Source organism: Algoriphagus aestuariicola (assembly GCF_017254835.1).
GTDB classification, from domain to species: Bacteria; Bacteroidota; Bacteroidia; order Cytophagales; family Cyclobacteriaceae; genus Algoriphagus; species Algoriphagus aestuariicola.
Map to the genome: position 1 here is coordinate 988,256 of NZ_JAFKCW010000002.1, position 14,272 is coordinate 1,002,527.

General features: G+C 48.0%; 12 protein-coding genes. 6 read left to right on the forward strand and 6 right to left on the reverse strand.

The annotated features are described in order from the left end of the window. The first annotated feature begins 2 nt into the window (after positions 1-2). Entirely contained in the window at positions 3-1,148 is a 1,146-nt protein-coding gene (locus J0A67_RS11420) for a lactonase family protein (RefSeq protein ID WP_206569459.1), read from the forward strand. Here J0A67_RS11420 and J0A67_RS11425 read toward each other — a convergent pair. Further along, positions 1,145-2,227 (reverse strand): o-succinylbenzoate synthase, encoded by a 1,083-nt coding sequence (locus J0A67_RS11425; protein WP_206569460.1) that lies wholly within the window; start codon positions 2,225-2,227, stop codon positions 1,145-1,147. The two genes, J0A67_RS11420 and J0A67_RS11425, sit on opposite strands and share 4 nt — an antisense overlap. A 63-nt stretch (positions 2,228-2,290) precedes the next feature. On the opposite strand from J0A67_RS11425, the gene J0A67_RS11430 reads away from it, so the two are divergent. After that, complete coding sequence (locus J0A67_RS11430) at positions 2,291-3,499, forward strand: S-adenosylmethionine:tRNA ribosyltransferase-isomerase (protein WP_206569461.1); 1,209 nt, start codon at positions 2,291-2,293, stop codon at positions 3,497-3,499. A gap of 77 nt (positions 3,500-3,576) precedes the next feature. Continuing rightward, positions 3,577-5,124, forward strand: coding sequence for a hypothetical protein (locus tag J0A67_RS11435; protein ID WP_206569462.1), 1,548 nt, complete (start codon positions 3,577-3,579; stop codon positions 5,122-5,124). Here the strand turns inward: J0A67_RS11435 and pgi are convergent. Then, entirely contained in the window at positions 5,121-6,770 is a 1,650-nt protein-coding gene (gene pgi / locus J0A67_RS11440; RefSeq protein WP_206569463.1) for a glucose-6-phosphate isomerase, read from the reverse strand. The two genes, J0A67_RS11435 and pgi, sit on opposite strands and share 4 nt — an antisense overlap. Before the next feature lie 354 nt (positions 6,771-7,124). Here pgi and J0A67_RS11445 point away from each other — a divergent pair, with 354 nt between their 5' ends. Continuing rightward, positions 7,125-7,649, forward strand: coding sequence for a hypothetical protein (locus tag J0A67_RS11445; protein ID WP_206569464.1), 525 nt, complete (start codon positions 7,125-7,127; stop codon positions 7,647-7,649). A gap of 40 nt (positions 7,650-7,689) precedes the next feature. On the opposite strand, the gene J0A67_RS11450 is transcribed toward J0A67_RS11445, so the two are convergent. After that, a complete protein-coding gene (locus J0A67_RS11450) occupies positions 7,690-9,381 on the reverse strand; it encodes a GMC oxidoreductase (protein ID WP_206569465.1) in 1,692 nt (563 codons plus the stop codon). 165 nt (positions 9,382-9,546) lie between these two features. Here J0A67_RS11450 and J0A67_RS11455 point away from each other — a divergent pair, with 165 nt between their 5' ends. Both J0A67_RS11455 and J0A67_RS11460 read left to right on the forward strand, forming a co-directional pair. Continuing rightward, entirely contained in the window at positions 9,547-10,335 is a 789-nt protein-coding gene (locus J0A67_RS11455) for a hypothetical protein (RefSeq protein ID WP_206569466.1), read from the forward strand. 157 nt (positions 10,336-10,492) lie between these two features. Beyond that, positions 10,493-10,642 carry a hypothetical protein gene (locus J0A67_RS11460; protein WP_206569467.1) on the forward strand — a complete coding sequence of 50 codons (150 nt, stop codon included), beginning with the start codon at positions 10,493-10,495 and terminating at the stop codon, positions 10,640-10,642. A gap of 66 nt (positions 10,643-10,708) precedes the next feature. On the opposite strand, the gene moeB is transcribed toward J0A67_RS11460, so the two are convergent. The 3 genes from moeB to J0A67_RS11475 are packed head-to-tail and all read right to left on the reverse strand — an operon-like array spanning position 10,709 to position 13,958. Then, positions 10,709-12,121: a molybdopterin-synthase adenylyltransferase MoeB gene (gene moeB, locus J0A67_RS11465; protein ID WP_206569468.1), complete on the reverse strand. Its 1,413-nt coding sequence runs from the start codon at positions 12,119-12,121 to the stop codon at positions 10,709-10,711. 6 nt (positions 12,122-12,127) lie between these two features. Next, a complete protein-coding gene (locus tag J0A67_RS11470; protein WP_206569469.1) occupies positions 12,128-12,544 on the reverse strand; it encodes a M67 family metallopeptidase in 417 nt (138 codons plus the stop codon). A 13-nt stretch (positions 12,545-12,557) separates the two neighbouring features. Next, entirely contained in the window at positions 12,558-13,958 is a 1,401-nt protein-coding gene (locus J0A67_RS11475) for a polysaccharide biosynthesis protein (RefSeq protein ID WP_206569470.1), read from the reverse strand. Positions 13,959-14,272 lie beyond the last annotated feature (314 nt).

The following is a 14,272-nucleotide window of genomic DNA, read 5'->3' on the forward strand; positions in this document are numbered from 1 at the left end:
CTATGAAATCCCTCTCGATCCTGACAACGGCAGTGGCGCTCATCGCCTGCTCCTCTCCCAAACAAGAAATCCAAGTGAATCCAAATCCCGAACCCGCCGTGACTTATAATTTTCTGATCGGAACCTACACCGACTCCCTCAATCACGGGATCAATTTCCTTTCTTTTTCCCCTTCGGAAAACTTGATGACTGTCGAAACGGTGGCCGCTGGCATAGCCAATCCTTCCTTTGTGATTGCAAGCAAGGATGGGAAGACCGTCTATTCCTTGGAAGAAGAAGCGGGTGTTAAAGGAGGGAAAGTGCTCACTTTCTCAAGAAATCCAGCGGACAATTCACTGGGTCTCCTTGATCAGGATGATTCTATGGGAGACCACCCCTGTCATATTTCCATGTCACCAAATGAGGATTTTGTCATCCTGGGCAATTACTCAGGCGGCAATCTCTCCGTTTTCAAGGTTTCCCCGGAAGGTAAATTGGACTTTGTGCAGCTCGTCCAGCACAGCGGCAAAAGCGTGAATCCAGACCGCCAGGAAAAGCCACACGTCCACTCCACAACCTTTGACCCTGAGGGAAAGCGCGTACTCGTCGCCGACTTGGGTACGGACAAGGTGTACGTCTATGACTTTGATCCCAGCCAAACCCAGCCTCTGACGTTGTTTGCAGAATTTCCCATGACCCCAGGTGACGGGCCCCGCCATCTGGCTTTTTCCGGGGATGGCAAAGAAGTGTTGGTAGTGGAGGAAATGTCGGCTATGCTGGACGTTTTTTCTTACGACAATGGACAGCTAGCTCCCAAGCAAAGGCTTACGCTTTTGAATGAGGGATTTAATGGAAATGTCGGAGCGGCAGAGATCCGGGTATCCCCAGATGGAAAAAACGTATATGTCTCCAACCGGGGCGACGCCAATACGATCTCCGTATTCGCAAAAAACAATGCTGGTGAATACGAGCGCGTACAAAACATTGCTTCCGGTGGCTTGATGCCCCGAAACTTTAACCTCACTTTGGATGGTAAATACTTGCTCGCGGCACATCAAGCCAGCAACGACATTGTGATTTTTGAGCGAAGCCCAGAGAATGGTAGCCTAACCCAAACACCTTGGAAAGCCACCGTTCACAAGCCGGTGTACCTCCATCGACTAGATTAAACTGGTTCTCCCCAAGACTTTTCGGTTTTGTAGAAAATCTTTCCAGACTCGATTTCCAGAGGTGAAGCCAGGTTGTTGTGATAGAGTTTGCCTGTGCCCAGACCCTGCGGAATTTTGGTTGCCAAGGCTGAGGCAAGCTGGGAGATTGCGTTCAGGCCGATGTTACTCTCCAATGCGGAGGTCATCCACCAGCCGATACTTCTTTCTTCAGCCAACTTCACCCATTCTCGGGTTTCCAGAATCCCACCAAGTAACGTCGGTTTGAGAATGATGTGCTGGGGTCTTACCGTATCCAAAAGTGTTTTCTTTTCGGCGACCCCGATCAGCTCTTCATCCAAGGCGATGGGGAGTGGAGTGGCTTCGCATAGCGCCTTCATTTCTTGAAATTGCCCAGCCCGAATGGGTTGCTCGATGCTCTGGATGTCCAATTCGGCGAGTCTACCGAGCTTTTTCAAAGCATCTTTTGGAGAAAAAGCTCCATTCGCATCTACACGGAGCACGATCTGATCTTTGGTAAATCGGCTTCGGATGTACTGCAAAAGTGCGATCTCCTGCTCAAAGTCAATTGCTCCGATCTTCATCTTGATACAGTCGAATCCTTCACTCAACTTTTGGTCGATCTGCTCCAGCATAAAGTCCCTGTCTCCCATCCAAATTAGTCCATTGATCGGAATACCTTCTTGAGCATCGAAAAAACGATTGGAAAACAATCTTTTCTTTCCTCCACACGCCAAGTCCAACAACGCTGTTTCCAAGCCGAAGCGGATTGAAGGCAAATCAAAGGGAACAAGATCTTCCAATTGGTTTAGAATTGCTTTTTCCTCCAATTCAAAAGTAACCTCATTGAGTGAAACGAGAGTTTTCTTCAGGATCTCCTCAAAATCCTCACGATGGTCTGGACTTAGCTTGACCAGCGGCGCCGCCTCACCCCAGCCGACGATATCCCGGTTTGCGGAATCTAATGCTTTGATCCAATACACCTCCCGCGTCTTGAGCACGCCTCGTGAGGTGCCCGCTTCAAATCGGAAATTGAGCGTTCTTTTAGTGTAGGAAAAGCAAAGTGTCGTCGGCGAAGTCATTCGGGATTGGGGGATTTCAGGTAAAAATGGATGCCTATATTTGCACCCAAATCAGCCCATCCGATGGATATCCCTCAGATCGACCTTAGAGACTACGAATATACACTCCCCGACGAACGCATTGCCAAGTTTCCGCTGGAAAAGCGGGACAGTTCTCAGGTCTTGCATTATCAAAAGGGAGAGATCCAGCATTTCCATTTTTGCGATATCCCCGAGCTGCTACCGGTAGAAACGCTGTTGGTGTACAACGACACCAAGGTAATTCCGGCACGCCTTATCTTCCAGCGCGAGACCGGAGCCAAGATCGAAATCTTCCTTCTTGCCCCTACAGCACCCACCACGGTTATCCCCGAGATTATGCTGGCCAAGCATCCCGTGACTTGGGAAACCATGATCGGCAACGCCAAAAAATGGAAGGACGGAGAAGTCCTACAGGGAAAAGTCAACGTATCGGGCAAGGAAGTAGTCCTCAACGCAAGCCTAAAAAACAGGGAATCTAAACTCGTTGAATTCACCTGGAATGATCCTGAGATTGCTTTTGTGGATTTGGTGGAAGCCAGTGGAGAAATTCCCCTCCCTCCCTACCTCAACCGCAAGCCGGAAGTAGAGGATCGGGATCGCTATCAAACCGTCTATTCCAAAAAAGAAGGAGCCGTAGCCGCGCCGACTGCGGGGCTGCACTTCACGGCGGCAGTTTTTGAGAAGCTCCGCAAAAAAGGAATCCGCGAAGCAGAAGTTACCCTTCATGTGAGCGCGGGCACCTTTCAGCCGATCAAAGTGGACAATGTACTGGAGCATCCCATGCACAGCGAGCAGATCCAGATCAATCGAGCGACCATCAAATCCCTTTTAAAGAACCAGGGCAAAACCGTCGCTGTAGGCACCACATCGGTCCGTACGCTGGAAAGCTTGTTTTGGTACGGGGTCAAACTCATCGAAGGAAAAGGCGAGGATTTCTTTATTTCAAAGCTCTTTGCCTACGAAAAAAGGGAGCGGATTCCCTCCAAAACCGACGCACTACAAGCAATCCTCAACTGGATGGAAGCAAATCAGCAGGATTCCATTCTTGGCCAAACCGAAATCTTCATCTTCCCGGGTTACGTCTTCCGCATGATCGAGGGCTTGATCACCAATTTCCATCAACCAGGCTCAACCTTGGTGTTGCTGATTGCCACCATCTTGGGCGAGGATTGGAAAAAAGTCTATCAAGAGGCCTTGGACAAAAATTATCGCTTTCTCAGCTATGGTGATAGTAGTTTGCTTTGGCTTTAGGTTGACATCTAGTATCTAGCACAAGGAAATTAGTTTTTCATAAAAAAGCGGCAGACAGACAATTAGAGAATCTAACCATGCACCGATTAACAGAACTCTTTTTTGCTTTTGTTTTAGCCTTCTCGCTAATCTCCTGCAAAGAGGACGAAAAACCTGACGGGAGAATACCTCTGACGATAGATGGCTTTTCTCTTACATCGGCAAATGTACCAGGAGGCAGATTGCTTGCCGATGGAGAATGGGAACACAGCTTCGGAGAAAAAATCAGTCTAGTCTTCGTATCCCAATCTACCCAGACTAATTACCCTTTTACTTTTGTGCCGGATTTTAGTGGTGTATTGCCCGAGGTATTTCTTCCTCCAGGGAGCTATTTCTATTACGGAAGCTCCGATGCCTCGCAAATCACGTCTTATTTGCCTGTTCAGATCGAGGGCTTCCTGGAAATCACAGCCCCTACTTCAGCTCTTCTTCAGGGCAAAACAGCTTACCAATTGGTAAGTTTTTCGGATGAAAACCTAAGCGAAGAAAGCCATATCACCCATCCCCAAGAAACACCTCTTTTTCACAAAGACGGCTACTACTATGCCTATGTAATTCCAGCCCTACTTTTCAAAACCGAACTGGTGCTCAAAAACGGAAACAGGATCCACTGGGGTGTTGATACCCAAGCCTTCACCCATAGTTCCTTTTCCTTTAGGACATCCACAAGTTCAAGCTCAACTCCGCCTCTAAGCGATCCCCACCTCGTTTTCTCGGAGGTGAGAGTCAATCTGGACACGGAATCAGCACCGGATCGCATGCCGCCTTTTTATCAAGTCGAGCTAGATGCCGATTTAACGGAGGCTTCAGGCCTACAATTTGTCGGTCAACATTTATATACCATCAATGACGGAGGCAATGCCGCAGAGATCTATGAAATAGACCAATACCACGGCCAGGTGATCCGTCGCATCCGGGTAACCAACGCTTCCAACATTGACTGGGAAGATCTTGCCAGCGACAGTCAATTCCTGTATATCGGCGACTTCGGAAACAACCTGGGTAACCGAACCGACCTTCGGGTGCTAAGGATTTCTCTAAATGAGTTAGAAACCAAAAACGATGTACAAGCCGAAGTGATCCACTTCAGCTATGATCGACAATCGGGAAGTCCAAGTGCCGGGGAAGACCATAGATTTGACTGCGAAGCGATGGTCTATCATGGGGGTCAACTGCTACTTTTCACCAAACCTACCAATGCCCAAGGCAGCGATGTTTATATACTGGACCCAAAACCCGGAACACAAGTTGCGAGATATGCGGGAACATTTGAAACAGAAGGCTGGATCACGGGTGCAGAAGTGACTCGAAATGGCAAAAACCTTGTATTCATCGGATATGAAAATGCGGGAGCCACCTCGCAGGCCTTTATTGGTGTAATCAAAAACCCACAACTTCCAGCTATTTCCGGAAATCCGATGAAAACAATTCGATTGGGAGCCGTCGTATTTAACAGCCAGACCGAGGGCATCGCAATAGATGCAGACTATCGGGTAAAAATAGCTGGGGAACAGCTCAACCAAGGCGGTCTCACTGTTCCCCAACGTTTGTCAGAATTGGATCTGAAAGGAATCTTGGCCAATTAGCCTTTTCGCATTGCTTTGTAGGCATTGATCAGGCCATTGGTGGAGCTGTCGTGGGATGTCACTTCCTCCTCACCAGCCAACTCAGGCAGAATTCCGTTGGCCAGAACTTTACCCAGCTCCACTCCCCATTGGTCAAAGCTGAAAATATTCCAGACCACACCCTGCACAAAAATCTTGTGCTCATACATTGCGATCAGCTGGCCGAGGGTGTAGGGATTGATTTCCTTGACGAGAATCGAGTTGGTTGGGCGATTGCCTTCAAACACGCGATGCGGAGCGATTTTTTCGATTTCCTCCGCTGATTTTCCAGCTTTTTCCATCTCGGCTTTCACGGCTTCCAAAGATTTCCCGTTCATCAATGCTTCGGTTTGAGCAAAGAAGTTGGATAGCAGCTTTTGGTGATGGTCGCCTATCGGATTGTGGGAAATAGCCGGGGCGATAAAGTCACAGGGTATCAAGCGCGTACCTTGGTGGATTAACTGGTAAAAGGCATGCTGTCCATTGGTACCCGGCTCACCCCAGATGATTGGGCCTGTGGTGTAATCGACTTTTCCGCCGGATCGAGTCACATATTTTCCGTTGCTCTCCATATTCCCCTGCTGGAAATAGGCCGCAAAACGGTGCATGTATTGGTCGTAAGGAAGAATAGCCTCTGAGGTAGCACCCTGGAAATTGGTATTCCAAATTCCAATCATCGCCAGCACCATCGGAATGTTTCGCTCAAAAGCCGTGTGGCGGAAGTGCTCATCCATAGAGTGGGCACCGGAAAGGAGTTTTTCGAAGTTGTCAAAGCCGATCACGCAGGCGATGGGCAGGCCGATGGCAGACCAGAGGGAATACCTGCCCCCTACCCAATCCCAAAAGGCAAACATGTTGGCCGTGTCGATCCCGAAGGCCGAGACTGCCTTGGCGTTGGTGGAGAGGGCCACGAAGTGCTTGGCCACCGCGGCCTCATCTTTTGCCGTCGCCAAAAACCAGTCCCGCGCCGTATGGGCATTGGTCATGGTCTCTTGTGTAGTGAAAGTCTTGGAAGCGATAAAGAAAAGTGTGGTCTCCGGTTCGACCTTCTTCAAAGTCTCCGCGATATGGGTTCCGTCCACATTGGATACAAAGAAGATCTCCAAGTCGGGACTTTGATACGGCTTCAATGCCTCTGTCACCATCACCGGACCGAGGTCGGAGCCGCCGATTCCTATATTCACCAGAGACTTGATGGGCTTGCCGGTATAGCCAAGCCACTTGCCGCCGTGGATTTGGTCTGCAAAACCTTTCATCTGCGCCAACACAGCATTGACCTCGGGCATCACATCCTTGCCGTCTACATAGACGGGATGGCTTCTTCTATTTCTAAGTGCGGTATGAAGTACCGCACGGTTTTCGGTCTGGTTGATCGGTAATCCACTAAACATCTCCTCGATGGCTTCGTGCACGCCGGTCTCCCTCGCCAAATCCATTAAAGCAGCCAATATACCGTCAGAGACGCGATTTTTGGAAAAATCGACAAGGATATCCTCAAACTTGACGCTGAACTCGTCGAAGCGTCCGGGATACTGAAAATGGGAGGCGATGCTGTGGTTTTTGTGCTTTTCGACCAGCTCCAAAAGTCTTGTCCAAGCAGGTGTAGTGGTAGGGTTGACTGCGTTCATATTGGTAATAGGTAGTATGAGAAAGGAACAAAAATAAGAGTATTCCCAAGGGAATGAAGGAAAATCTGGGGGGAATATGGTCAGACCTCAGTGAATTGGTCGGAGACCCGAAAGGACAGCTCAGCAGCAAAAATGTATTCTGGCATTTATGGAAGTAGCAAATCTCCCAAAAAAAACCGTTTAAACTTGCAATGGCTCAGGGTTCGCCATTCCGACGGTGTTTCCCAATAGTTGCAAATTGAAATGAATAGTACCGTAGTTTTGAAACACCGCCCAAACAACGACCAAATTTTGCCTAGATGCCTTGGATTTCCACGATAATCCAAGGCACCTCACCAAAAACGAAGTAATTCCATGAAGAGAAAATTGATTTTCTTCCGTCTTGTACACCGTATTCCCTACCTTTTTTCCATGACCAAGCGCTTTTTCTCCATTCCCTTTATTGCGTTAGGCTTTGCCCTTGCCTTCTTGTCCTGCAACACCTGCGGCAATGCGGATATCCCCGTCTCCAAGTACGATTTTGAGTTTACTGTGGTGAGTGTCGAAACTGGTGAGGATCTAATTTTTGGGGAAGGGGCAACGCTGGATCTAGAGGGGTTTCAGCTTTACAGCATGCGGGGCAGCGACCGCATCCTACACGAACTCTATGCCTATCCCGAAGAAATCTACCCCGGACATCAAGCGATCTGGGCGGATGTCCGCGGTCTCCACGGAAGCCTTTATCTGGAGCATCCGGATGGGAAGTTGGACACGTTGCAGGCATTTTTCTCCCAACAGGAGACGGAATGCTGGGGCAGGATCGACAACCTCCAGGAAATCGTCCGAAATGGATCGGAACGCTTTATCGATATGTACACGGTGCTCCGGTTCAGTCGCTAACCGCATTTTTTCCCCTTCTCCCAAACAGCTCGCAAGGTTTTCATCGGATATTCCCCTTCTTCAGCTCCTTTACCGCATAGTCCACCGCCCGGGCCGTTAGGGCCATGTAGGTAATGGAGGGGTTTTGTGTACCGGTAGAGGTCATAGCAGCTCCGTCGGTCACAAAGACATTGGGCGCATAGTGCATCTGGTTGAAGCCATTGAGCAGGGAAGACTTTGGATCCCGGCCCATCCGAACGCCACCCATCTCATGGATGTCTAGCCCAGGGGATTGGCCGCTGTCCGACTTGCGTATATGAATGCAGCCTGCCTTCGAAAGCATCTCCTCCCCTTGCTGGAGGAAGTCCTGGAGCAGCTTTTCATCATTGTCATCATAATCCACCTCGATATCGAGAAGAGGTATCCCCCACTCGTCTTTCCTGTCGGGGCTCAAGGAAACCCGATTTGTCTCCTTGGGTATGGTCTCTCCCTGCATCATCATATACACCGACCAAGGCCCAAGCTCGCTGTTGGCTTCCTTGAAGTCCGCGCCAAAGGGCATATCACGTTGACTTCCCCAGCCTGCCCTTCCCGCGGTATAAAAGGACATATATCCTCTGAGAAAATCCGTCTCCTGACTTTTCACATTCCGAAAGTTGGGAAGCATCACGGCCGTTGGGCGACGCCCGAAATAGGTCTTGTCCTCGAATCCTTCGAATCCGGCGCTGAGAGAACCCCGATAGTTGTGAAAAGCGATGTACTTACCCAAAATGCCATGCTCGTTTCCCAAGCCCTCCGGGAATCGATTCGAGGTGGAATTGAGCAAGACAAGGTTGGTGTTCAAGCAGGCTGCGTTGAGGAAAATCAACGGCGCAAAGTATTCTTTAGCTTCTTTCGTCAATCGATCTACCACGCGAACGCCTGTGGCTTTTCCCTTCTCCTCGTCCCAAATCAAGGAATGGACGACCGAGTTGGGACGGAGCGTGAGATTGCCGGTGAGGGCGGCAGTGGGCAGCGTGGATGAGTTGGAGCTGAAGTATCCCCCAAACGGGCAGCCGCGATAGCACTGGTTTCTGGCCATGCACCTGCCTCGGCCCTGCGCAAGATGCTGGGCTTGGGGCTCGGTGAGGTGCGCACAGCGCCCGATGATGAAGCGGCGATCTCCGTAGGCCTCGAGGATTCGCTTTTGGATTTCCTTTTCCACACAGTTCATCTCCCATGCAGGCAAGAACTCCCCATCGGGCAGAGTATCCAAGCCCTCGTAGCTGCCGGATATCCCAACGAAGCGCTCGACATGGCTGTACCAAGGAGCCAGATCCTCGTAGCGTATCGGCCAGTCCACCGCAAATCCATCCCTTGCGGGACCTTCGAAGTCATACTTCGACCATCGCTGCGTCTGCCGAGCCCAGATCAGGGACTTACCTCCTACCTGATAGCCCCTGATCCAGTCGAAAGGCTTGGACTGGATGTAGGGATGCTCCGAGTCCTTGACAAAAAAATGGGCAGTATCCTCCTGGTAGGCATAGCATCGGTTTGCGATGGGATTGGCTTGGCGGTCGGCCATGGTGCGCTGATTACGGTGGGGCATCTCCCAAGCCGGCTTGGTCATGGTCGGATAGTCCTTTAGGTGCTCCACTTGCCTTCCCCGCTCCAAGACCAAGGTTTTGAGGCCTTTTTCACAAAGTTCCTTGGCAGCCCAGCCTCCCGAGATCCCCGAGCCCACTACGATGGCGTCAAATTGGTTTGATTTCATGGGAGGAAAATAGAAAGCGAAAACCGGACTTGCACAGCTTTTAGCCAAATCACCTGACAATTTCTATAAGCGGCTTTTTTTGAACCAAGACCTATTTCTCGGAAACCAGCTCGGAGAAAAGCCAGAATCAAAACTATCTTACCCCAAATCCGATTAAATTTCTAGATGCGCTGGATTCTGACCGTAATATTCACCTTTTTACTAGGCCAAAGCTTCGCCCAGGAAGCATCCGAAACGCTTATCCGTCTCAACCGCCACTATTTCGAGATCACTCCCGAGGACACCATCAATCATGTCTATAACAAACTGGTGTCGCCTCTAGGCAATTCGGCGAGGGTGGAGCGGATTTTCACACTCGACCAACGTCTAAGTCGGGTCGTCCTGACCAAGCATACGAGATACCAAGACCTAGACCGGGTGACCGAGCAGTTCGATGAATACGGCCACTTGCAATGGAGAAGGGTCGAAAGCCTCGTCATCCCAAAAATCTCCATTCAATACTTCTTCGATGACCAAGTGGTCGGAAAGGTACTTTCTGGAAACAGGTACATCTTTCATATCACCAGAAACGGGGAAAACGGAGCAGCACCGAAGCCTTACAACGACTTTGAACCTCAATTCAACGGCCTTAGAAAAGAATGGTACGAGTTTGTAGCCAAAAACTTCAGGCTAAGCATGAAGCTCTACCCGGAAAAGCCAGAGGACTATTGGATTGCGGTATTGGTCAGTGAACACGGCTTGGTGGAAAAGATCGAGTGGGCAAATCCCCTGGAAGGAAATCCAAAGATCGCCGCGGAGTACGTGCGCGTGGTCAAACTTTGGGACAACAACTTTTCCCCAGCCTTAGACCCCTATGGCCATCCCGTCCCCAAGTGGTTGTTGATTCCGTTTACGGTGGAGGCAAAAGTCAGATATCCAATCCATGTCTTTGACCCCGAGTTCATTTATCATTAAATCCCCAGCCAATAGTCTTTCCCTGCTAGAACTTGAGTTTCATGAACGTGAAATGTATATTTTTATAAAATTAGTTTGAAATCCCCCGTGGGACTGATTCTATCTTTTCTATTCTGTTACACTGCCTACCTTGCTTTTGCGTAGCTACTCTCCAATCATGAAATTCGAATCAGCCTCAACCAGCATTATTTTTGACATTGCCGCCGAAGTTTCAGAAAATGATGCATACGACAGATTTGTGTCCTATTCCAAAGACCCGATCTTTCTGGAGCGGACATTTGTACGGGACGGAAAGAACATCGCTTGACTTTCTGAAGTGCCATTCTTGTCGATGAGCATGGCATGGTGGAAAAAGTCTAGTTATCTTCTCTTCCTAGTAGATTGATGCCTCCGGATCGTAATTGGAAACATACTCTATCACGCCACCTTTCAGATTGTAGAGGTTGTCAAAGCCAAACTTAGCCTCCAATTCCATAATTCCTTTTTTGCTTCTACCCCCCATCTTGCAATGAACCACCACCTTCTTGTCTTTGGAGATTTTATCGGTTTCATAGGGCAAATCTGACAGCGGAATTAACTCTGCTCCAATATTCACGATGTCGTATTCGTACGGCTCCCTTACGTCTATCAGTTGGAAATCCCTTCCCTCGATCATCCATTGGTGTAATTCATCAGCGGTAATTTCCTTGACCTGCTTTTCAGCTTTAAGCCCACAGAATTCCTCATAGTCGATCAGCCCGGTAATGGTTGGCTTTTCCCCACTGATTGGATTATTCGGATTTTTCCTAAAATTCAAAGTCCGCGTCTGAAAGGTCAGAGCGTCAAAAGTGAAAAAACGCCCGCTGAGTACATCCCCAACGCCTGAGGCTACTTTGATTACCTCAAGTGCCTGAATACTTCCTATGATACCGGGCAAGACACCAAGCACTCCCCCCTCAGCACAGCTCGGCACCAATCCCGGAGGAGGGGGGTACGCATACAAATCTCGGTAATTCGGTCCTCTTTCGCCATTTTCATCCAAGTAGTTAAAAACTGACACTTGCCCTTCAAACTGAAAAATGGAGGCATAAACATTTGGCTTACCCAATAATACACAGGCATCGTTCACCAAATATCGTGTCTGAAAATTATCGGTTCCGTCAGCTACGATGTCATATTCCTTGACAATATCCAGAGCATTTGCTGAGGTAAACATCTCGTTGTAGGTCTTGATCGTGATATGGGGATTAAGCTCCGTCAACCTTTTCTTGGCCGATTCTACCTTGGGAGTTCCTACCTCTTTTACCCCATAGAGGACTTGCCGCTGTAGATTGCTGTCGTCTACCACATCAAAATCCACGATCCCGATTGTACCGATTCCGGCGGCCGCTAGGTATAAGAGCATTGGACTGCCGAGACCACCGGAACCGATCACCAATACCTTGGACGCTTTCAGCTTTCTTTGAGCCTCCATTCCAAATTCGGGGATGATGATGTGCCTATTATATCGTGCCAATTCTTCCTTGCTGAAGTCAACCCCTCCAGCAATGGCAGGCACTATGCTCACCACACTTCTGTCGGATAGATCCGTCGCACCTTCTTGAAGGTTGCGGATGTCCTCATCGTCTACAAAAATATTGATAAAGGAAGGAATCTTCCCATCAGAAGTGTAGAGATGCTTTTTCATGTCTGGAAACTGCGAAACAAGATTGCTCAGAACCTCGTCAACATTTGATGCTTGAATCTCCACTTTTGCGGTATTGTTGGTGAACTTCCGCAGAGGGGTCGGAATGTAAACTGATGCCATATAGAGTTAGTTTAAAATTTCAAATACTTCTTCTTCAAATTGGTTGTTGCTATTAAGTCTCCAAAACCTCATCTCCGAAAATCTAAGATTTGGTAGTGAAATAATCAAATATGAAAAATTTGGGAACGCTGACATCCTATCAGTTTCCGACGGATAGGCTGAGTCAATCAGATGCGTATGATAAATTCCGGTGAGTTCGAGATTGTCTTTCTCGGCCAATCTCTCAGCAACCAAAAAATCCCTACTGGCAATTTCAAATCTGACTTCCTTGCAGTCTGGAGAAACATTGGACACCGGCATGAACTTGCAGATTTGGGTAGAGCTGTCTCCCGATTGTCCAAACAAAAATCCGCAAGATTCCTCCGGAACCATCTCCACCGCCGCAATCAGCTGCTCGAAAACAGATTTTTCAACAAATAACACGACAATTGAGGGATTAATGCTTCTGGTAATGGGACATCTCCAACAAATGTTCTACCTGAGGATAATAACTGGTGTTTTCGAGTGACTGGAACAACATTGGAATAATAGCTCCATAGTCTGAAGCTGTGGCCTTTTCAGCCGCCAGTATTTTTTTGTCCAAGCCCCAATTCAAAATATTCACGGTATCCCTTTTGTCCGCTTCCGACAAAGTCTCGGTAACAATTCCCTTTAAGCCAGCCATCAAATTGGCCTTGACCTCCTCCTTGGTTGTTGCTGAACGAAGGTTGTCCAAAGCCCAGTTCAAAACGGATTTTGAACACTTCACAATGTTGGAAACAATAATATCCTCCGCCTCATTTAATCTCCTTATACGGTTTTCATAGACATTGATAAGCAAATTCAGTTCTGCTGGCTTACTCCAGTCCATTTGCCCTCTAAAGAACTTCTCTGTATATCCTATTGGATTTCCCGAGAAAACAATCGGTATCTCCTTATCAGACATTGAAATATGGTATAAGGCCAATTCAAGACTCTCCACCGGCCACTCAAGATTTTTGACTATCAAAAAGTTGCACCTTCCTTTGCTACCATACAAAAGCGAATTCAGCAGTAAATAGGAAGCCTCCCTTGCGTTTTGCGCTGTGACAAATTTTCCTGGACTGTGGATTCTCACATGTTTTCCTTGCATCACGCTGTCCCGGAGCTCCAGATCCATCAAACTATTGTCCACCACATGCGTAAACCGCGCCATAGAGTAGACTATCTTGCTGTTCCTGGATTGGACATCAAGAATGTATTCACACATTTTTTTTGTTGCCGCGTATACTTCTTCTGTAAAATACCTGCTAGCCTTCCCAGTGGAACAAAAAACAAATTTGCGAACACTAGCAGTATTCTCTGCAGCTCTTACCATTCTCAAGGTACCAAACACATTGGTGGTTACGCTTTCGGAAATCTGTTTTTCTGCAAGTCCTGGATTTCTTTGCGCAGCGGTGTGAAAAACAATATGTGGCTGATGCTTGCTAAAAATCTCAGCAACAAATACTCTGTCCAAAACATCACATTGGTAATATCGTATTCTATCGTCCCACGGAACGCCTTGGAACTCTACTTTGTCGATGACCACGATTTCTTGGACGTCAAACTCCAACAGCTCTTTAATTAGCGAGGAGCCGATACAACCCAAGCCGCCGGAAACCAAACAAATGGCTCCTTTCAATTCCTTTTCCAGTTGTTCTTTTGGCAATCGCAGTACTCGCTTCCTTGCAGACTCCAGTGGATCTACATCCAGTCTACCTTGATCTTTGTAAATCTCGATGATCTGCCGAGTGTACTTGACTAATTCTTGGTAGCAGTTGGCATCTCCAACATTAGGAGAAAGCTTCCAAATCTCACTAAAGGCCCTTTCCTTCATAAACAATTAAACAATACGGTCAATAAAATAACTAATTTTCTCGATTTTTTGAATTTATCGTCCATCATCAATGTAAGCTTATTCTCCCATCATTTCTCATCGTGTGGACCAATAGTGACCTTGACGATTCATTCAAATAAAAATTGATAAGTTCTCTACAATTTTGTTCCTCAAAGCAACTCATCCAACATCAATTTAGCCCCCATACCGTACTCCATTCAACCATCGGCTTTCGTACGATTCCCAGAAGTAATCGTCAAATCTTGTTTGATTGCAATTTCAACCTCTTACAAACAAGTCGCTCATTACCGTGA

Excerpts from the sequence above, each read along its gene's own strand:
- J0A67_RS11420 (WP_206569459.1), top strand. The coding sequence starts at position 3 with ATGAAATCCCTCTCGATCCTGACAACGGCAGTGGCGCTCATCGCCTGC.
- J0A67_RS11425 (WP_206569460.1), bottom strand. The coding sequence starts at position 2,227 with ATGACTTCGCCGACGACACTTTGCTTTTCCTACACTAAAAGAACGCTC.
- J0A67_RS11430 (WP_206569461.1), top strand. The coding sequence starts at position 2,291 with ATGGATATCCCTCAGATCGACCTTAGAGACTACGAATATACACTCCCC.
- J0A67_RS11435 (WP_206569462.1), top strand. The coding sequence starts at position 3,577 with ATGCACCGATTAACAGAACTCTTTTTTGCTTTTGTTTTAGCCTTCTCG.
- pgi (WP_206569463.1), bottom strand. The coding sequence starts at position 6,770 with ATGAACGCAGTCAACCCTACCACTACACCTGCTTGGACAAGACTTTTG.
- J0A67_RS11445 (WP_206569464.1), top strand. The coding sequence starts at position 7,125 with ATGAAGAGAAAATTGATTTTCTTCCGTCTTGTACACCGTATTCCCTAC.
- J0A67_RS11450 (WP_206569465.1), bottom strand. The coding sequence starts at position 9,381 with ATGAAATCAAACCAATTTGACGCCATCGTAGTGGGCTCGGGGATCTCG.
- J0A67_RS11455 (WP_206569466.1), top strand. The coding sequence starts at position 9,547 with ATGCGCTGGATTCTGACCGTAATATTCACCTTTTTACTAGGCCAAAGC.
- J0A67_RS11460 (WP_206569467.1), top strand. The coding sequence starts at position 10,493 with ATGAAATTCGAATCAGCCTCAACCAGCATTATTTTTGACATTGCCGCC.
- moeB (WP_206569468.1), bottom strand. The coding sequence starts at position 12,121 with ATGGCATCAGTTTACATTCCGACCCCTCTGCGGAAGTTCACCAACAAT.
- J0A67_RS11475 (WP_206569470.1), bottom strand. The coding sequence starts at position 13,958 with ATGAAGGAAAGGGCCTTTAGTGAGATTTGGAAGCTTTCTCCTAATGTT.